The 18,338-nt window shown below is 39.0% G+C and carries 16 protein-coding genes and 1 riboswitch; of the genes, 6 read left to right on the plus strand and 10 right to left on the minus strand.

Annotated features, from left to right (window positions below):
* Positions 1-105 precede the first annotated feature (105 nt).
* A complete protein-coding gene (locus tag I2484_RS12670; RefSeq protein WP_255551393.1) occupies positions 106-1,281 on the plus strand; it encodes a M20 metallopeptidase family protein in 1,176 nt (391 codons plus the stop codon).
* Between the two features lie 88 nt (positions 1,282-1,369).
* On the opposite strand, the gene I2484_RS12675 is transcribed toward I2484_RS12670, so the two are convergent.
* The 7 genes from I2484_RS12675 to queC all read right to left on the minus strand — a co-directional run bounded on the left by I2484_RS12675 (position 1,370) and on the right by queC (position 7,911).
* Positions 1,370-2,629, minus strand: coding sequence for an MFS transporter (locus I2484_RS12675; protein WP_207151401.1), 1,260 nt, complete (start codon positions 2,627-2,629; stop codon positions 1,370-1,372).
* Positions 2,630-2,971: 342 nt separating this feature from the next.
* Positions 2,972-3,523, minus strand: a complete 552-nt coding sequence (locus tag I2484_RS12680; RefSeq protein WP_207151402.1) for a GDYXXLXY domain-containing protein — start codon at positions 3,521-3,523, stop codon at positions 2,972-2,974.
* Positions 3,504-4,595 (minus strand): DUF2157 domain-containing protein, encoded by a 1,092-nt coding sequence (locus I2484_RS12685; RefSeq protein WP_207151403.1) that lies wholly within the window; start codon positions 4,593-4,595, stop codon positions 3,504-3,506. The genes I2484_RS12680 and I2484_RS12685 overlap by 20 nt, the downstream gene beginning before the upstream one ends.
* A gap of 204 nt (positions 4,596-4,799) precedes the next feature.
* On the minus strand, positions 4,800-5,438 hold the full coding sequence (locus I2484_RS12690) for a 2OG-Fe(II) oxygenase (RefSeq protein WP_207151404.1): 639 nt from the start codon (positions 5,436-5,438) through the stop codon (positions 4,800-4,802).
* Between the two features lie 681 nt (positions 5,439-6,119).
* Complete coding sequence (gene queE, locus I2484_RS12695) at positions 6,120-6,827, minus strand: 7-carboxy-7-deazaguanine synthase QueE (protein ID WP_207151405.1); 708 nt, start codon at positions 6,825-6,827, stop codon at positions 6,120-6,122.
* The gene (gene queD, locus I2484_RS12700; protein ID WP_207151406.1) at positions 6,824-7,249 is read right to left on the minus strand and encodes a 6-carboxytetrahydropterin synthase QueD; all 426 of its coding nucleotides are present in this window, start codon (positions 7,247-7,249) and stop codon (positions 6,824-6,826) included. Before queD ends, queE begins: the two co-directional genes overlap by 4 nt.
* The gene (gene queC / locus I2484_RS12705) at positions 7,246-7,911 is read right to left on the minus strand and encodes a 7-cyano-7-deazaguanine synthase QueC (RefSeq protein ID WP_207151407.1); all 666 of its coding nucleotides are present in this window, start codon (positions 7,909-7,911) and stop codon (positions 7,246-7,248) included. The genes queD and queC overlap by 4 nt, the downstream gene beginning before the upstream one ends.
* A 7-nt stretch (positions 7,912-7,918) precedes the next feature.
* Positions 7,919-7,962: riboswitch (PreQ1 riboswitch) on the minus strand.
* 376 nt (positions 7,963-8,338) lie between these two features.
* On the opposite strand from queC, the gene I2484_RS12710 reads away from it, so the two are divergent.
* A complete protein-coding gene (locus tag I2484_RS12710; protein ID WP_207151408.1) occupies positions 8,339-8,725 on the plus strand; it encodes a DUF378 domain-containing protein in 387 nt (128 codons plus the stop codon).
* A 663-nt stretch (positions 8,726-9,388) separates the two neighbouring features.
* Here I2484_RS12710 and I2484_RS12715 read toward each other — a convergent pair.
* Positions 9,389-10,216, minus strand: a complete 828-nt coding sequence (locus I2484_RS12715; RefSeq protein ID WP_218628013.1) for a C40 family peptidase — start codon at positions 10,214-10,216, stop codon at positions 9,389-9,391.
* 468 nt (positions 10,217-10,684) lie between these two features.
* Here I2484_RS12715 and I2484_RS12720 point away from each other — a divergent pair, with 468 nt between their 5' ends.
* Complete coding sequence (locus tag I2484_RS12720; RefSeq protein WP_207151409.1) at positions 10,685-11,323, plus strand: TetR/AcrR family transcriptional regulator; 639 nt, start codon at positions 10,685-10,687, stop codon at positions 11,321-11,323.
* 44 nt (positions 11,324-11,367) lie between these two features.
* On the opposite strand, the gene I2484_RS12725 is transcribed toward I2484_RS12720, so the two are convergent.
* Positions 11,368-11,823, minus strand: a complete 456-nt coding sequence (locus I2484_RS12725; protein WP_207151410.1) for an SRPBCC family protein — start codon at positions 11,821-11,823, stop codon at positions 11,368-11,370.
* Positions 11,824-11,894: 71 nt separating this feature from the next.
* Positions 11,895-13,541: an FAD-binding protein gene (locus I2484_RS12730; RefSeq protein ID WP_207151411.1), complete on the minus strand. Its 1,647-nt coding sequence runs from the start codon at positions 13,539-13,541 to the stop codon at positions 11,895-11,897.
* A gap of 486 nt (positions 13,542-14,027) precedes the next feature.
* Here I2484_RS12730 and I2484_RS12735 point away from each other — a divergent pair, with 486 nt between their 5' ends.
* From I2484_RS12735 to I2484_RS12745, 3 genes are all read left to right on the plus strand, one after another.
* Positions 14,028-14,309, plus strand: a complete 282-nt coding sequence (locus I2484_RS12735) for a transposase (RefSeq protein ID WP_207151412.1) — start codon at positions 14,028-14,030, stop codon at positions 14,307-14,309.
* Positions 14,310-15,463: 1,154 nt separating this feature from the next.
* Positions 15,464-16,552, plus strand: coding sequence for a metallophosphoesterase (locus I2484_RS12740; protein WP_207151413.1), 1,089 nt, complete (start codon positions 15,464-15,466; stop codon positions 16,550-16,552).
* A 433-nt stretch (positions 16,553-16,985) separates the two neighbouring features.
* Positions 16,986-18,173 carry a branched-chain amino acid ABC transporter substrate-binding protein gene (locus I2484_RS12745; RefSeq protein WP_207151414.1) on the plus strand — a complete coding sequence of 396 codons (1,188 nt, stop codon included), beginning with the start codon at positions 16,986-16,988 and terminating at the stop codon, positions 18,171-18,173.
* Positions 18,174-18,338: the final 165 nt, after the last annotated feature.

The following is an 18,338-nucleotide window of genomic DNA, read 5'->3' on the forward strand; positions in this document are numbered from 1 at the left end:
GATATAGTTACTGAGAATTTCCTTTTTTCGCTTATATATGATTAAATACAGGTCAAGTAACTCGTTTATTATTCAGAAATGAATTGAAGGAAAGGTGATTAGTCGATGTTGAAAGAAATGCTATTCAATAAAATAGAGGATGCTATGGAAGAAATGATTTACGTGCGTCGTCATTTGCATATGCACCCGGAATTGTCACACGAGGAAATTGAAACACCCGCCTTTATCGCCAACTACTTGGTTGACTTAGGAATCGAAGTGCGGAGCGGAGTTGGTGGGAGGGGTGTGGTAGGAATAATACGCGGAGGAAAGCCGGGGAAAACAATCGCTTTTCGAGCCGATTTCGATGCATTACCTATTCATGATGCAAAGAATGCTTCATACCAGTCAACTGTTCCAGGAGTTATGCATGCCTGTGGACACGATGGCCATACTGCTGCATTACTAGGTTTTGCAAAAGCGATAAATGCCGTGAAAGATCAAGTTCAAGGAAACATTGTCCTCATCCATCAGTTCGGAGAAGAATTGCCGCCGGGTGGGTCGAGAGCGATGATTGCTGATGATTGTTTAGGTGGTGTCGATGCGATTTACGGTGCACATCTTCAATCCACTATGGATTCAGGCCATGTTTATGTGCGTGACGGTTATTTACAAGCTGGCGAAGATACAATCAAAATTACTGTAAATGGCTCAGGGGCACATGGAGCGGAGCCTCAAAAGGGAGCAGATCCGATTTTAGCAGCAAGCCACATCATGGTTGCACTTCAATCCATTGTGAGTCGTAATACAGATCCATTGAAAGAGCTCGTCATTTCTATTGGGAAGTTTCATGCTGGGGATGCGGATAATGTCATTCCAGAAAAAGCGGTAATGGAAGGAACGATTCGTGTCTTTGATGAAGAGTTACGTACTCTCGCGAGTGTTCGTCTGACGGACCTTGCCTATTCTATAGGTCGCGGACTCGGTTGTGAGGTGGATGTACAGATTGAAAGAGGATACGATGCACTTTGGAATCATGGCGCGCAAATGGACGTCGTCCGAAAAGTAGCGGCGGATGCATTTGGTAGTGACGCTGTTGTGGAAACGCAACCAATAATGCCAGTCGAGGATTTTTCTTATTACCTGCAACAAGTTCCAGGTGCTTACTTTTTCGTGGGTGCAAAAATGGAGGATCCTAAAAAAGTGTTCCCGCATCACCATGAAAAATTCGATTTTCATGAACCGGCAATGGAAATGATTGTGAAAACATTTGCAGGGATTGTGCTAGATTATCAAAAATAGTGAATTTTGACCATGTCAATTACAAATAAGAGCCTTCCGGAAAATATCCTAGAAGGCTCTATTATTAATTCAAATAGTTTAGATGAGATTAATTCCACAATCCTGCTTTTTGAAGTTTCTTTTTACCTTTAAACGCCAAGATGATAAAGAGAATATTGATAACAAGCATTGCGAGAATTGTATAAAGGACTAATGTATACGATCCCGTTAAATCAAATACAAATCCATATCCAGGTAAAGCTACAATACCCGCAACAGCTAGTCCTATTGCAGCTGTTGCATAAATTTGACTAAATTCTTTATTGCCGAAAAGGGCAGTTGTAAGAATCGGTCCAAGTGTACCTACCGATGCAGACACAATTCCGAAAAACCCGATTGCAATCATGAAAATTGTCGAGTTATCTGCGACTGTAAGCAGAAGCCCGATTGAAATTAAACCAGTAATCATTGAGAAGATAGCCGTATTTCTCGCGCCAATCTTGTCGCTTAAGAAACCGAAAAGGATAGCTCCGACTAACAAACCAAACATCCAAATCCCCAAAGCATTACCCGCGAATTGAACCGTGTAGCCAAGGCCCATTGCAAATGGTGGAATATGTTGGCCAAAGCTGGCAATCGAGGTGATGAAGAAGAAAAAGATGACTAATGCATAAAATGCAGAAGATTTTCTTGCTACAGCAGCTAGCACACCTTTATTAGGCTCAACCGGTGCTTCGTTTGCACCTTCTTTAACTTCATCCATACCAATTGGAAGTAGCCCTATTTGTTGAGGAGCCATTCTAATTAATAAGATTATAATTGGAATAACGATGGCGATTACGACAAGCCCAAGCGTAATGTAAGACGATCTCCAACCATTATTGGCAATCAGGTTACCAACGATTGGTGAGATCACAGCACCGCCTATTCCGACAAATGCCATCATGACGCCCATTGCTAATCCGTTATGTTTTTTAAACCAGTTATTGATCAATACAGGGCCAGCCATTGTAGCAACGAAAACTGAACCCATTGCCATTGGAATAGCGAATAAATACCATCCCCACACTGAAGTCATGAGGCCAAACATGGCGAAAGAGCCAGCTTGTAAAATTACACCGGCAATGAGTAGTAACCTAATATCATATTTCGCCATCATCTTACCGGCAATCGGTAAAAATAGCATTGTTACAATTGAAGAAACACTGAAGTATAATGTCAAACTACCCATTCCAATATCTAAGTCCTCAGAAACTGGAGTTAAAAATAATGCACCTGAACTATTAATACCACCTCGTGTAAATGCCAGCATGAGGGAAATGCCGATGAGTACCCACCAGCCGAAGTGAATTTTCTTCTTGTTAGTCATTTAAATAAACCATCCTTTTAATTTCTACTTTGATTGTTTCGTATATTGAAATGTCATTACCTTTTTCCACGATAATTCTTACAACTATATTAATTTAACATCAAACTATATTATGTGTCAATAAGGTGAATTTTATTATCGCGTTTATTTCCAAACGCTAATAATTCTAACTGTTTACGGGGGTGGGGACAGTCGCCACTATAAATTGGCCACAATTCAGGGCAAAGTTCAAAAAGAAATAGCCCGCTCTATGTCAGTTTGACACGGAGAGGGCTATTTTGAGGAACTAAATGGATTCGTGGGCTGTTTCTTTTAGTGTTGATTTCTAGGAGATGCATATCATTATTTAACCGCGGTTATCTTCTTCAAAATCCCATAGCCATTTTTCACTTTCAAATGAGCAACTATTTGTCCTTTCGCTGATAAATCTTCAAGTTCTTTTCCAGTGTTTTCCGGCACAAAGTAGCGTTCCAAGCCGAAATTGATGGAATGGACGTAAACACCATCAACATCCTGGTAATCATAACTGCTTAGTTTTCCGGTTAAATAGACACTACCTCTAGGTTTTTTATCAGATAAACTGTCCAACACATAGATATCGCCTTGCTGAACAAGTTTTCCATAAACAGTTAGCCAATTGGAATTCGCCAACTTGTCGATTTTTTTCAAAATAGCAGGCGAAACTTCATTTTTCGGTACCTCCTCAATCTCATAGCGGAGCGTGACATAATCACCATACAGTAAGTCTCTTGGATCCACTGGCACTGTCAGTAATGCTACATCATCTCCGTAGGTCAATGTCCAAATTGGTTTGATAGTCAGGCCGATTAATAGGAGAAGGGGGAGCGTTAATGCAATGATGAATCCGATACGCCTATTTTTCATCATGTTCATCTGAAATCACCGTTCCTCTCCGAGTTTTCTCGAACCAAAAACCAAAGCCGATTAGAATCAAACCACCAACGATAAAGAATAACGATTTTGGCATGAAATTATATGACAAATCGGCGTAGAAACGGAAAATCAACGTGCACACAATGAGAACCGCTGGCAAACTGCCAATCTTCAAGAAGAACAACAGTTTAACTGCGAAAATGAGTGTGAAAATAATCGCTGCTATTCCTGTATTATCTTCCGAAACGAAATCTATCCATGTACTTGGAAAAGTCAGGTATAGACCCGCGATACCATAAACTGCAGAGCCAAGCCATTCAGATGGCAACTGGTATCGACCAAAAGGATAGAAGGCAAGGAACAAGCCAAGTGCAAAGAAAGTGCATGAAATCAGTACTCCATGGACGTCAAAATATATAAATAAATTGAATAAAAATAGCAAGGTTAAAATGGAATTGGCGATAAATAAACCCCTGGAATGACCCATCCGTTTTTCATTCATCCAAAACAGTAGCGGTATAATTAGCAACAGCAGATAGGGTACTTCAACAGTTCCATTCAACACATTGAAACCGTAAATGATGAAAAATAAGCTGGCAGACGCAAAAATGAGTTTGTCTTTCAAGTAATAGGCAAGTGGTAAAATGCCAAGACCCCACATGAAGAAATCTGCATAAACCCCTTCACCCAAATTAAACATTTGACTAATCAGGAAAATCCCAGCGCCAAATGCAAATACACCAATATAATAGAGACTTCGTGAAGTTCTCGGATAATCATCTTCAATCTTATAACCACTTGCATAAAAGCTGGCTGTCCCGAAGAATAATAGTAAGAACTTCGCAAGTTTCGGGATTTGGTGCCAATTTCCTGCGATGAAGCTCAGTATGCCAACACCAATCAAAACAGCTCCAATGATTAGCAAGACCCGTACAAAACTAAGTCGTTCAGTAGGCACGTACTCCGCCAGCAGTTTGCGTGCCTGGTTCGTTTGCAATTGTCCTGTATGTTCCAAAAAGATGAATTCCTTCTCAAGGACACGGTATTCTGAGTTACTGATTTTCCTCTTCATCTCATTGACCTCATTTTCTTTTAGACTCTCTTATGCTAAGTATATCCCCAATTATTGAGATGGAACATCGTAAATTGTAGTTATAGAATTAGACGGGTGAACTAGTCTATTCCTTTCTATTTCAACAATTTTGATGGAATTTCACAAAATAAAAAACACTCATATTGAGCGTTTTTCATGTTATGTTACAAATTCAAATCAATTTCATCTTAATTTTTGTTTTCTCATCCATTGGGTTGCCACCCACTTTTCTCCAGCTATAACGGGTGCTCCACCATGTAATGTTAACTGATTTAAATCTTCGACATTATAGAAATACTCGAAGTAAACTGCCATACCTTTTTGTGGCGTTACTGAAAGATTTAGCTTAGGGAAAAAAGTTTCCCCACCCTGTTCTACATCATTTAAGTACATAATTAGCGTACTAATCCTATTATTTTTTGCTACTTTACTTGTTGATGAAAAAAAATCATAATGAGCTTTATATTCTTGACCTGGGGTATATTTAAGGATTTGAAGGCCTTCTCCGTGTTCAATAGGTATACTCATAATAGATGAGATTCTTTTTTCAACCCTAGCAACAATTTCGTTTTCACTTTCTTGAAAAAACATACTACTACTTGTTCTCAGTTCATCTACATTGCGTGTTGTCCCAATTTTTGAACGTTGCATTTTGTCCTTCGACAATCTGATTAGTTCATCGCATTCTTCGTTACTTAAAACATTTCCTAAAATCACTATCAATGGTTCTTCTAATTTAGTGATTATATCTATCTCTCTATCGGTTTTGATTGTATTTCCAACGTGACCAAATATTGTTTGTTCTTTATTCTCTGTTATCATCTTCAAACGCCCCCTAAACTAGTGGATATTCAGAACGAGTACGGTTTTTTTGTAATGTTTATACGTGTTAACAGTCTTCTATGATTAATTCAATTTTATCATATAATTTTAACATATCGCAAATTTGTAAAGCTTTTTAATAGAAGCCATTTTCGGAAACATCGTTTCTATAAAATTGGCACTTAACAAATAGAGGGTACATCCAACACCGCTTTGTCGCTTGGCGATGACCTCACGCAATATGCCCGCCAGAAGATCACTGGGGAGGGATCGAACTGCTTCCGTCCTTGGTATTTTTGGGCCGCCTTTCAATAGTGCCGCTTCTTTGCTAGACTTTTTCATTATGTGGATGAGATATACAACCTAGTTAATTCTTATTATGAAGTACCGAATATATTTATAGGGATTGAGTTAATGGTTCCACTCGATATCACTTCGTCGCTTAGGGGACAAAAAGGTCACCACTACAAAATGGGGAAAAATCAAATGAAAAGAGATCAAGATTCATATAGAAATAGCCCACTCTATGTCAGTTTGACACGGAGGGGGCTATATAGTTGGATCATATCTGCTACTTTAAGGTAGTTATTTTATCCCGCATTAACGGGCAGTAAAAGCCCGAATGGTTTAACTAACAATCAGTGGGGAATGAAGAAAACCCCCTCTGATTGAAGATTAACTTTATACGCCCCGCTTATTCCCCCATATAAGTGTATGTAACTGCGGCAACACTTTAACATCATTCATGATAGGGGAGTCAACAGTCAAATCGATTAGCCATTCATATCGTTTTAGTAATGTCGAAACGAGTTGTGCATCATCAGTTGTCGTCGTATCATCGTTTCCTGTCTGTAAAAAGAAAGGAAATGCTGGATAACGAAGATGAACCTCTTTTGCAAACTTGAAATCCTTTTCATCGAAAATGACGACTTTCAAACTAGCAGTCGTATCACTTAGTTTCTCCATAAACGTATCCAGTTTACTGAAATCCGTAATCATCCCTGAACTCGGTGGTTTTGGAGAAAGAGTAATGTCGTCGATATTCAATAACCAATCCTGCCAAAATGAAGCTTGTGTTTCAACTGCGACCTTCCAACCTTGCTCATGGCATAGGTCAACAAGTTCCCCGATTCCTTTATGAAGAGCAGGGTTTCCACCTGAAATCGTAACATGTGAAAATGATTGTCCACCTATTTTTTTAAGTTCATCTATAATTTCTACCGGCCGTTTCGACGTGCTCTTTCCTGAACCATCCCATGTAAAACTGGAATCGCACCAAGAACAAGAATAATCACATCCAGCTGTCCGGACAAACATCGTCTTTAACCCCATAACCATTCCTTCGCCTTGAATCGTCGGACCGAAAACTTCCATAACAGGAATCTTCATAGGACTACCTCCTGTTCAGGACGATAGATGACGTAGCTTGTCGGCGTTTCTCGGACAATGACTTGGAGACAGACCGGTTTATTACTTCTCGTTAGCAGAACTTGCTGGATTGATTTGCAAATCTGTTCAGCTAGTTTTTCCGTCGTCGGGAAATTGCTGTTAAATTCAGGATGATCATTCAGCACAGAATGATCGTATTTATCATGAATGAGGTTTTTGAGCTCTTTGAAATCAATCAGAAAACCGATTGAATCCAGTTCATTTCCTCCAATTGTTATATTTACGTAATACGTATGTCCATGCATTACTTGGCATTTTCCAGCATCTTCGCTTGGAATGAAATGTGCCGCAGAAAAATGCATGTCTTTGTTTAATTCAAAACGAAACGAATGTTGAACTTGCGGATAAAATTGCTGCATCATTCAGAAACACCTGCAGACTTTTGGGATAAATAAGTTGCGAGTCCATCATTCCGTAGTACACAGGCAGGGCATTCCCCACAACCTGTACTCGGAATTCCGTTGTAGCAAGTTAGTGTCTTGTTCTGCACAAAGTCGAATGCACCAAGTTCATCAGACAATGCCCAAACTTCGGACTTATCAAGCCACATCAATGGCGTGTGGATGACGAACCGTCCGTCCATCGCTAAATTCAGTGTCACATTCAACGATTTTATAAAATTGTCACGACAATCAGGATACCCACTGAAATCCGTTTCACTCACACCTGTGATTAAGTGACGAGCACCAATCGCATCGGCATAAACCGCCGCAAAAGATAGGAACAAATGATTTCTACCAGGAACGAAAGTCGACGGCAATTCACCTTCTACTTCCTTCACTTCGATATCATCCCGGGTCAAGGCATTCGCTGACAATTGGTTGATCAACTTCATATCCAGCACTTTAAAAGATACCCCGAGCTCGTCTGCAATTTGCCGAGCACACTCGATTTCCTCTGAGTGTCGCTGACCATAGTCAAACGTCACTGTAGCTACTTCACGAAAATTCTTCAATGCCCAAAACAGGCATGTCGTACTGTCTTGACCGCCGCTAAAGACGACAACCGCTTTTTCATTTTTCAATATAAACATCTCCTTAGTTTTTTAGAGAGGGAGTTTGCGAACCTCTTTTTTTGAACCCTATTAATGATAGCATAAGTGGAGAGAGTTTTTAAGGTGGAATTTACTTTTCTAAATCTCTATTTCGATGAAATCCTACTGAATTTCAAGTCACTGAGATGGTAATCCCTGCAAAAACGTATGTACGTTCATCATAATTAAAATTGTTCATGTATTAAATTACTTTTTTTGCAGAAGATAAAAAGGAGTCGCGGAATTTTGCAGCAGATGTGTTTTTATGTTGATCATTTGCTAAGGATCAATCCCCACAGCACTCGGAAATCCATTAAAACCCAAGGGTAGGTATTGTGGAACAGAAGAAGCATATCGCTGGTGAATTCTGATTCATTTATTGATTTAAATTACTAATAAACGAAGGAGGTATTTATTCATGAGAGGAATACAACGGATTGCCCTGGCTCTAGTAATTGTAGGTGCCATTAACTGGGGCTTAATTGGCGTATTTAAATTTGATTTAGTTGCATCGATATTTGGCGGACAAGGGGCATTTTTGTCAAGGGTTATTTATGTCCTTGTTGCATTAGGCGGACTGGCTTGTTTAGGGATTCTGTTTAGTCCAGTGGATGTTGTAGCGGAAGAGGCGGAACATCATCGTCGAAGTTTTAGAAAACTCGATTATGAAACTGAGTTTGGTGATGAACCAGACTTCTCAAAGATCAGTGAGACTACTGATAAAACTGTCGTCGAAAAGAAAACGGTTGGAAATAAAAATCGTTATCCTAAAAAGAATAATAATCATAAGAAGAAGAGGAAGTAGAAGTAAAACAAGTCACACGTGTTCAGTGACAAAAAGAAGCCAGCAAATTACTGCTTACTTTTGTGATGAATTACTTGGCCCTCTATGTACAGATACTGTTGGATCGCTTAGACTGACCGGCTACTACACCATTATCCGGATTTCTTGCTGTGTATTGCTGCAAAATTGTCGCATCAATACACAGTTTTTCATTAGTCGTAAGGTCAAAAAAGTGTCTGGAGCTAAAATGGATTTCAGAATTGTAATCACAACCTGGCGCCTGAAATTACAAACTAATTATAAAAACACAAGTGCTTTTGGATACCATAAGTTACCTTCAAAAGGAATTGAGACGATGATTGAATTTCTAAAGAACTCAAAAATTCGCAATTCCGATGTAAGGGGGAAGTAGGCGATATAGCACCGTCTGAAACGACTTACTACCACCGTGATACAAAGTTTATTTTAAAGTTCGCAACAAGGTGGGTCTATCATTTTTGAAAAAATCCTACCTTAAGTGAAAGGCGATTACGTAAAATTTCCGGAACTAGCCATTAGGGAAATAGTATATTACTATAAATGCAAAAAGGAGCTACATGAAAAGGAATTCCTTTTCATGTAGCTCCTTTGGTAGTGGTTATTAGATTTCAAAATCACAGTCCTTTAAATGAGGAAGGATCCTGCTTACAGCCGTTTAAAACTATGTAATTTTGATTTCCAATAGCTATTGTTTAAGCTTGTAACTTGTGATTGCTTACCTCCAGCATGGACGAACTTATTATTGCCAATGTAAATACCAACGTGCGAAATGCCTTTACGATATGTATTTTGGAAAAAGACCAAATCACCTGGCTTGGGGGAGGCTACTTTCTTCGATTGCGCAAATTGACTAAGCGTGGTGCGCGAGACGTCTTTTCCTGATTGTTTGAAAGCATATTGAACAAAACCACTACAGTCAAAGCCTTTTTTTGTCGTTCCACCAAATATATAGGGTATAAATCTTAGCTTCATTGCCTGTTCAACAACGTTTTGGGAAGCAGTTGAGGTTTTAGAAGTTGATTCGTTTGTACTTGTCAAAAGAGAACTAAGTATCCATCCGGATGTTTTGTTGACCTTTACATGAAACCAGACATCGTTCCCCAACTTTTTTTGCTGTGAAACTGTTAACGTAGCCCCTTTTTTCACCTTAGCAACGATCTTATTAGTTGTACCAGCAGCGGAACGCACATTGACATTGGATTTTGCCTTAAAAGTACCGATCTTTTTTGTAGCGTTGCTAGACGCTGAATTGGTTTTCTTAGCTGATGTTTGTAAGACTTGATTTGGATAGAGTGAGTCTGATTTTAAGTTATTCCATTTTTTAAGATTGGTAATGGACACCTGGTTTGATTTTGAAATGTCCCATAGCGATTCTCCAGTTTGGACTTTATGTGTGCTTGCTTCTACATTACTAGTAGCCATTGTGAATGCTAAAGAACCTGCTAAAAGTAGTGAACATGCAATTTTTCTCATTATGTATTTCAGCCACCTTTTCTATGAATCATTGAAGTGTCAATGACTATATAGATAATAGTAAAGAACTGAGTATGTAAGTACAACAGCAGTTCGATTACAATTTCATTACATGCGTGTAAAAGTAACGGGATATCTTGGACTGGTATACATTTTGCGTTTTAAATGGATGTCTTTGTATAATTATGTGAGAATCAATAATAATTAAATAGGGGTGACTTAATAGTTATGATATCTGTCCTTAAGAGAGACGAAAAGGTAAATGTATAAACGGAAACCTTTTCTAATTGTATTGTGATGAAGTTCGTTCTTCATGTCCGAAAGTAAGTGTTTAATAATTTGAAGCTACTCATCGTGTTATTTGTTGAATCACTTGATTAGAAATTGAAGCGTTAATCCTGTAACTTATAGAAGTGTGACAGTTAATTTTGCTGAATTTTAATCAATAGTAGTAAGGGGTCTTAAAAAATGACATTTAAAGAGCGACGATCACAACATATTTTACAAGCTGCCTATACGGTTTTTTCGCGTAAAGGATTCGAATGGTCCACAATGCAAGATGTGGCAGATGAAGCGGAGCTTGGCGTAGCAACTGTTTTTCGTTATTTCCCTAAGAAAAATAAGCTTATCATTGCTGTCATGGTGGACATATTAGAAGCCAGACTGCCGATGTTTGAGCGCATATTAGCGAGTGGAGGGAACTGCTTGCAAAAATTTGAAATGCTTCTTGATCATTACCTTAGGATTTCAGAGCCAGAACTATTGGATAGTATGAAGCTATTGGAAGCGTTTGAAATATATGAGGCTTTTTCACAAGAACCTATGGAAGAAATAGCGAATTATCATAAAGCTTATACAAATATCGTAAACGTTATTTCGGAAATTATAAAACAGGGGAAAGAGGATCAATCGATTCGGCAGGATCTTTCCATCGAGGAAACATTAGGGGCAATCTCTAATATATTTGGGTTATTCACAAGAAAGCTATCGTTTTTTGAAAGTGTTAGGAAGGGTGATCTTGTCATTTTACCTATTGAACAGGCAATCATCGTAAGAAATATATTCCTCGACTATTTAAAACCAAAAAAGGCTACACAGGATAATTAATATCTTGTGTAGCCTTTTTATTACGCCTAGAATAGCTGTTTTACTTAAACGTTTACGCTTTCGATTTCATTAATTTTTGCACCGATTGCTTCAGTTAGTTGTTGTGCTGTTTCAGGTACAAAGTTTTTCAGAATGGTGTTAACCATGGCACCCATCATTCCACCTGCTGAAATGTCTAAGTGACCAGTCATGCGTGTTGAGGAATCTGTAATCTTTTCAGCTATAAAGTAACCACCGCCAGTAAAGTTATCCGACAGGCCTTTTAAATCAAAAGTAACTTTTGATGGCTCAATCCATTCTTGGATATCGATTTGCAGTTTAACTGTTTTTTTCATGAAGCCCAAATCACCTTTAAACTTCCAAGTGGATTGTTTTTCACTTGAAATATCATGCTCGATATAGCCGGGTACTAAAGGTGCCCATTTATTCATATCGCTGACAAGACTCCAGATATTTTCAATTGGTACTTGAAGTTCTATTGTATGTGTTCCGTTTGGCATAATAAGTCACACTCACTTTTCCTGTTAGTTAAGATTAAATAATGTAAACGATTATATCTTACAAAGTAAAATTAAATTTCGCGTGCAGTTTTTGCACCGACCTCTTTACCGATGATATAGCCCATTGTCATACCTGGCCCAATTGTACCCCCAGCACTCGGGTAAACCGGCCCTAAGATACTCATTGCTGCGTTACCTGCTGCATAAAGACCGTTAATCGCTTTTCCACGATGACTCATTACTTCGCCTTTTTCATTAATACGTGGACCGCCGTTCGTGCCAAGTGCACCTGCATACACGGGTACAGCGTAGAATGGACCTTTTTCGATTTTCCCTAGGTTGGCTGCAGCATTTCCGCCACCGCCTAAAATGTTTTCAAAGTGAGTAGTACCGCGATGGAAATCAGGATCTTCACCTTTTTCACAATTGTCATTCCAACGCGCAACAGATGCTTCTAGGCCATCAGCATCTACGCCGATTTTTTCAGCTAGCTCACGTAATGAACCTGCTTGGTCTACCCAATCTGGGGCATCTTCACCAGGCATCATAGTAATGATCATAGTTGTATCTTTTAGTTGCTGGTCGAATACCATCCACACAGGTCCTTCGTTCGGATATTCTAGTTTAACTGGATCGAATTCGAAGGTTGCACGAGGCATGTCATTGTATGTTGTGCCTTCGTGTACAAAACGTTTACCATACTTGTTCACGATAATGCTATTCGGGCCAAAACGTCCGCCGCCTGTTTGATTCATAATATGATCCTCATATTCGAACGTTGGATCCTGCATAGTTGGATAGAACCAAGCTTCACTCATATTACCAAGAGCGGCTCCAGCTTCCATAGCCATGATTAGCCCATCCCCATCATTACCTGGAGGTGACATGGGATGAGTGATTGGGCCTTTCAGGAATGTTTTAACTAATTCCTGGTTCCATTCGTAGCCGCCAGATGCGAGCACGACACCTTTTCGAGCGCCAATGTAGATTTTTTCTCCGTCTTCATTTTCTGCAACAACACCAATGACATTGCCTTCGTCATCTAGTACAAGTTCTTTACCTGGGGTCTTAAGTTTGATATCGATCTTACGGTCGAGTGCACCTTTTAAAAGTGCCCCGATTAGTGATCGACCCATTGTTACAATATTATTTTCCATACGCTCAGCAAGTTTGCCGAAGTCGATTCCACCAACCGCGCCGCCTTCAGCTAATGTTAGTGGAGGGAAAACCGGATTTTGACGGATAAGCGGACCCCATTCGCCAACAGTATTTAAATCAAATGGCACTGGATCCATAGAACGTGTACCTTTGTGCAAGGCTTCTGGAAGATGAGCATAATATTCCGAATAGCCTTTAGGCATTTCAAAGCGTAATGGTGTATTTTTATGTAAGTAATCAATCATTACATGTCCATTATCAACAAAAACGTCAATTAGTTTTGAATCTGGTTCTCTACCTAGTGTTAAGCGTTTAATAAACGTAATAGCTGCTTCACGACTATCTTCGATACCTGCTTCTTTCATGTAACGATTCATAGGAATCCATGGTATTCCACCGGAGAAAGCAGTCGTACCCCCAACCTGATGTGTTTTCTCTAGCATTATCACTTTTGCGCCTTGATCAGCAGCTAAAATAGCTGATACAAATGCAGCGCCACCTGTTCCTAAAACAACAACATCAACTTCTTCGTTCCATTGTGCAGGTTTTTTTGCTGGCATAGCTAATCCCCCCGTAATAAAGTAATAAATCCTTTTTTAAAATGATAGCGTGACTATCATTAATTCTATGATACTGTATATGGGAGTTTGAAATCAATATCAAAGTCTTAAATAATGAAAAATACTTCATGTTGAAATAATTCTGAATATAAAAATATGTGTTAGTGCTGAATATTTTTACTGTTACGCTATGCTATATCCCGAAATTTATGCGGTGACGTAAGAGGAGCTAGACGAGCATCGAACAGGTGGTGGAGTTTACTTTGGCGAAATGTATGCCATTTAAAGGGGCGGTAAAACTATGGGACATACAACAGGCGTTGCGGCTATCGTGCATTTGCAAGATCCGACGTCATAACTTCCAAGCGAACCTATACGAGGTTGTCGATGGACGGTATAAAAATCGTGCGTAGGGTGAAGGGGTTAAGGGGAATATTGTTCGATAAGAGTCAATAAAGATAAAAAACAGATTAATTACTCGGCACGTTGGATTACGAAACAGGAGAGGTATATTGTGTACAAGAAGAGCAATATATGGCTATAGAATTTCTGTCTATTCTCGAAAAAGTGATGGCCACCTATAAAGGCAAACGCATTGCCATGATTTTAGATAGCGCAAGAATTCGTCAGGCGAAACTCATTCAGCCATTTTTGGATGAACATAAGTCGTTTTTAACACTGGTGTTTCTATCACCATACAGCCCAACCCACAATATGATTGAGGAAATTTTTGGTTGGTTAAAATTAGCCATGTATGTAAAGAGCTGATTATTTATTGTTTGTCTGTCCAACAAATTATTATCTGGGAACTTTATGGAGGCACCCAAGTCTTTGTTTTATTACTTACTATAGAACAGCATAACGCTTGATTATATTTCAACTGCTTGTCTATTGCGTCTTTATACTCTTCCAACTACTAAGTAAACTCTGATTCGATCGAGAATGAAAGAGTCAAAATTCGCTGCGCTACACCAGGGGGATGGATAGAAGGACAACTCTTGTTATAGGGGCACTTATTCTTGCGAATGACATGTTATAGAAGTTGACGATGAAGCCTGTTCGGAAATTAAGTCTTATTCTCGATTTGAGTGTGTTTACTTTCACTATGGGATTAAGTTTGAGGAAATTGAATTTTAAATCACATTTTTCTTTAACCGGTGAAACGGAACATTATTTCATATAAGCATTCCTTTACAAATGTATTTCACTCCAGCGGGATTGAGCAATTCTTATAAGTTAAGTCGACCAGGTCATAATAATAAAATGAAGAAAGTCGTTATGATAGAATGGAACTATAAAAAGGTTTGGGTTGGTAATTCGAATTGGCATTGGCATTGTCAAAAATGAAAGTGAAAACTCCACTTTTGGAAACAGAGTGAACATTTACTGAAACTCGCTTCACTTGATTCTGATAATTATCCTTTTCAGTAATCAAAGTTTCGTTTAGATAAACAACTACGATAAAAATCATAGTCTCGGAACCACTTTAGAGTACCAAAAATCTCTACATTGACCATCATCTACAAAACTGTATAATTCAGGCCGATGTTGATTTACTTGAACAAGTATGGCGAAACATCATTCGTTACGCGATTAAATATTCACATGACATGAATGAGGTCGAATCTAAATAGCCTGAAAACGATCAATCAAGCCGTCCATGTGCAGACTAGTCTTGTGTCACAACAATTCCAGGAAGTGAACTTCCTTTTATATTTGATCGTTTTTATATGGTTGATATAGCACGTAGTTCCTCAGGCGGTGGAAGCGGACTTGGCTTATCTCTCGTAAAAAAGTCATTGATCTGCATGGCTAAAAAATAACTGTGCAAAGTGAGACGGGGAAATGGAACAAGTTTGACGGTTACCATTCCGCTCTTACTTTGTTCGATAAATGATGTAATAAAGTGGGGGAAACAACAGATGCCATTCACAACTATTTTACTAATATTACTCGCATTAGTGATCTATTTACTTTTATGTTTTTATATCGGATACAATGGCTGGGTATGGCTGAAAACGACGCAATTCGCTGCCTTTAAGAAAACTTATATTATGCTAATTGTTCTACTTAGTATGTCCTTTTTCATCGGACGGTTTTGGTCATGGTTACCTATCCAATTCATCGGCGGATTTTGGCTCGTTCTATTTGGCTATAGTTTATTAGTATTACCCTTAATCAATCTCGCTGTCTATCTATTGAAAAAGAAATGGATTTTTCAATTCGGATTAGGGACGATCTTATTCTTTGTTGTTGTGCTCATCTATGGTTCGTATAATGCTTTGAGTCCCGTTGTCACAACGTATGAGGTGGCCATTGATAAGCCTGCAACTGAAAAAGAGTTAAAAATTGTCGTAGTGTCCGATCTTCATCTCGGGAAAATTGTCGGTGAAAAGCATCTTGAACGTTTAGTTGCAGAGGTTGAGGCATTGCGCCCTGATCTAATCTTAATTCCCGGTGATATTATCGATGACTACATTGCTCCGTACCTGGATAAAGAGATGGGGAAAATAGTAGGAAAACTTCATGCACCACTTGGCGTTTATGCGGTACCAGGGAATCATGATTATTATGGCAATGATGTTGATCAATTAGTCATCGAAATGGATAAAATCGGAATACATGTACTAGCAGACGAAACAGCACTCGTTGCCAATGACTTTTACATCATTGGTCGAAAAGACCTGGCGGCAATGAGTAGGATGACAACAACAGCATTAGTTGCCGATTTAGACCAGAACAAACCACTGATTATGATGGACCATCAGCCCGTTGAATTTGACGAGGCAAGCGACGGTGGCATCGATTTGCTGTTATCGGGACATACGCATAGAGGTCAACTATTCCCCGCTAATTTAATTACTCGATTGATTTTTGAAAATCATTATGGCTATTTAAAAAAAGATCAACTTCACTCAATCGTAACTTCTGGTTTTGGTACATGGGGACCCCCTCTTAGAATCGGTAGCCGTGCTGAAATCGTAGAAATCAATCTCAAATTCCAAAAATGAAAAGCAGAATAACAGGAAACATTGAGACAAAGTGTTGCTGGTAGTTAGGGTTCTTTTCAGAAGGAGAAAACAGTAAATGATTGATCCAATTAGAAATGATAAATAGAAAAGTTGAAATCGGTTGTGTAAGATAAACACTGCGTTAATACTAACTGAATGTCGCACAAGTCCCAGATTATAAAAGCAAAACAGCTGAAAGAAAAGGATTTCCTTTTCTTTCAGCTGTTTTGCTTTTCCTTATTTATTTTCAAAATCACAGACTTACATTGGAATCAATCTGAAACAAACATTCATTTGTGTATTTCTCACTTGTTTGCTTGACTGGAACGAAATTCCTAGAAAATAAAAATGAATAATCTGTCCTAATTCTTGTTTCTGATTAATATATATATACAGGGGCTTGTACTTCAATTAAGAAGAATGGGGGGACAACATGAAGTTTAAAAAATCTTTAGCTTTATTGTTAGCAGGAGGTTTGGTGGCAGGCATGTTAGCGGGCTGCGGTGGTAAGGCCAAAACGGGTGGAGAAAAAGATTTACCGATTATTAAAATCGCTACTCAGACACCGTTATCAGGAGGTAGTGCTGCAATTGGAGAAGTAATTAAGCTAGGTGCACAGCTTGCATTAGACGACCAAAAGGACAAGTTTAAAGAATTGGGATTTGAGTTACAGCTTGTACCTTATGATGACCAAGCTGATCCCAAAAAAGGAGTGGCCAATGCTCAATTAATAGGTGCAGATAAATCTATATTCGCAGTTGTCGGTCACTTCAACTCAGGCGTTGCTATCCCATCTTCAGAGGTATATGAAAAATACAGTATTGCAATGGTTTCACCAGCCAACTCAGCAACAGAAGTTACGGATAGAGGATTAAAAACAGTAAATCGTATCGTTGCTCGAGATGATTCTCAAGGTCCAGCAGGAGCTGATTATGCGGTTAACACATTAAAAGCAAAGAAAATATTTATCGTTCAAGATAAAACAGCATACGGTACCGGGCTTGCGAAAGCCTTTGAAAAAGGTGCTGAAGAAGCAGGAGCTGAAATTCTTGGGTTTGAAGGGATTACGCTTGGAGAGAAAGATTTTAATGGAGTTCTAAACCAAATCCTTTCCAAGAAACCAGATCTAGTATACTTTGGGGGAATCTACGCAGAAGGCGGGCTATTAATAAAACAAGCTCGCGAAAAAGGTATTAATATCCCTATTATGGGTGGAGATGGATTAGATTCTTCTACACTCGTTGAAATTGCTGGAGATGCAATTAAAAATACGTACATTACTACGCTAGCAGGAGATCCTAATAAATCAGAAGCTGGCAAAGAATTTATGGAGAGGTACAAAGAAAAAAATAATCGAGATGCAGAAGCATACTCAGTTTACGGCTATGACACAATGGGTGTGGTATTAAAAGGTGTCGAGAATGCAATTAAAGTGAATAATAATAAATTGCCGACACGCGAACAAGTAAGAGATGCTGTTCGTGGTATAAAAGATTATCAAGGTGTGTTGACACAAGTAAGCTTTGACGACATTGGTGACAATGAGTATGCAAAAGTGTTTATATTTAATTACAAAGAAGCTAGTTATCCACCGCAATTAGAAGGTGAAGTCGAAAATTAAGTAGGTTGATGGTTATGTTTCATTTTGACTGTCTAGCTCCAGGCGCCAACTCCTCTGGTCATAAGTCAGACCGGCTACGTGGCAAAGAACGCCACTTCGCCGCCCCGTCTTATGCCTGTCGGAGCTGTGCGGCGCCTTGCGCTTTTCATGATGTCTAGTTCCAGG

Origin of the sequence: Sporosarcina sp. E16_8, assembly GCF_017347095.1 — a bacterium.
In the GTDB taxonomy this organism is placed as follows: Bacteria; Bacillota; Bacilli; order Bacillales_A; family Planococcaceae; genus Sporosarcina.

Excerpts from the sequence above, each read along its gene's own strand:
- I2484_RS12670 (WP_255551393.1), top strand. The coding sequence starts at position 106 with ATGTTGAAAGAAATGCTATTCAATAAAATAGAGGATGCTATGGAAGAA.
- I2484_RS12675 (WP_207151401.1), bottom strand. The coding sequence starts at position 2,629 with ATGACTAACAAGAAGAAAATTCACTTCGGCTGGTGGGTACTCATCGGC.
- I2484_RS12680 (WP_207151402.1), bottom strand. The coding sequence starts at position 3,523 with ATGAACATGATGAAAAATAGGCGTATCGGATTCATCATTGCATTAACG.
- I2484_RS12685 (WP_207151403.1), bottom strand. The coding sequence starts at position 4,595 with ATGAAGAGGAAAATCAGTAACTCAGAATACCGTGTCCTTGAGAAGGAA.
- I2484_RS12690 (WP_207151404.1), bottom strand. The coding sequence starts at position 5,438 with ATGATAACAGAGAATAAAGAACAAACAATATTTGGTCACGTTGGAAAT.
- queE (WP_207151405.1), bottom strand. The coding sequence starts at position 6,827 with ATGAAGATTCCTGTTATGGAAGTTTTCGGTCCGACGATTCAAGGCGAA.
- queD (WP_207151406.1), bottom strand. The coding sequence starts at position 7,249 with ATGATGCAGCAATTTTATCCGCAAGTTCAACATTCGTTTCGTTTTGAA.
- I2484_RS12710 (WP_207151408.1), top strand. The coding sequence starts at position 8,339 with ATGAGAGGAATACAACGGATTGCCCTGGCTCTAGTAATTGTAGGTGCC.
- I2484_RS12715 (WP_218628013.1), bottom strand. The coding sequence starts at position 10,216 with ATGAGAAAAATTGCATGTTCACTACTTTTAGCAGGTTCTTTAGCATTC.
- I2484_RS12720 (WP_207151409.1), top strand. The coding sequence starts at position 10,685 with ATGACATTTAAAGAGCGACGATCACAACATATTTTACAAGCTGCCTAT.
- I2484_RS12725 (WP_207151410.1), bottom strand. The coding sequence starts at position 11,823 with ATGCCAAACGGAACACATACAATAGAACTTCAAGTACCAATTGAAAAT.
- I2484_RS12730 (WP_207151411.1), bottom strand. The coding sequence starts at position 13,541 with ATGCCAGCAAAAAAACCTGCACAATGGAACGAAGAAGTTGATGTTGTT.
- I2484_RS12740 (WP_207151413.1), top strand. The coding sequence starts at position 15,464 with ATGCCATTCACAACTATTTTACTAATATTACTCGCATTAGTGATCTAT.
- I2484_RS12745 (WP_207151414.1), top strand. The coding sequence starts at position 16,986 with ATGAAGTTTAAAAAATCTTTAGCTTTATTGTTAGCAGGAGGTTTGGTG.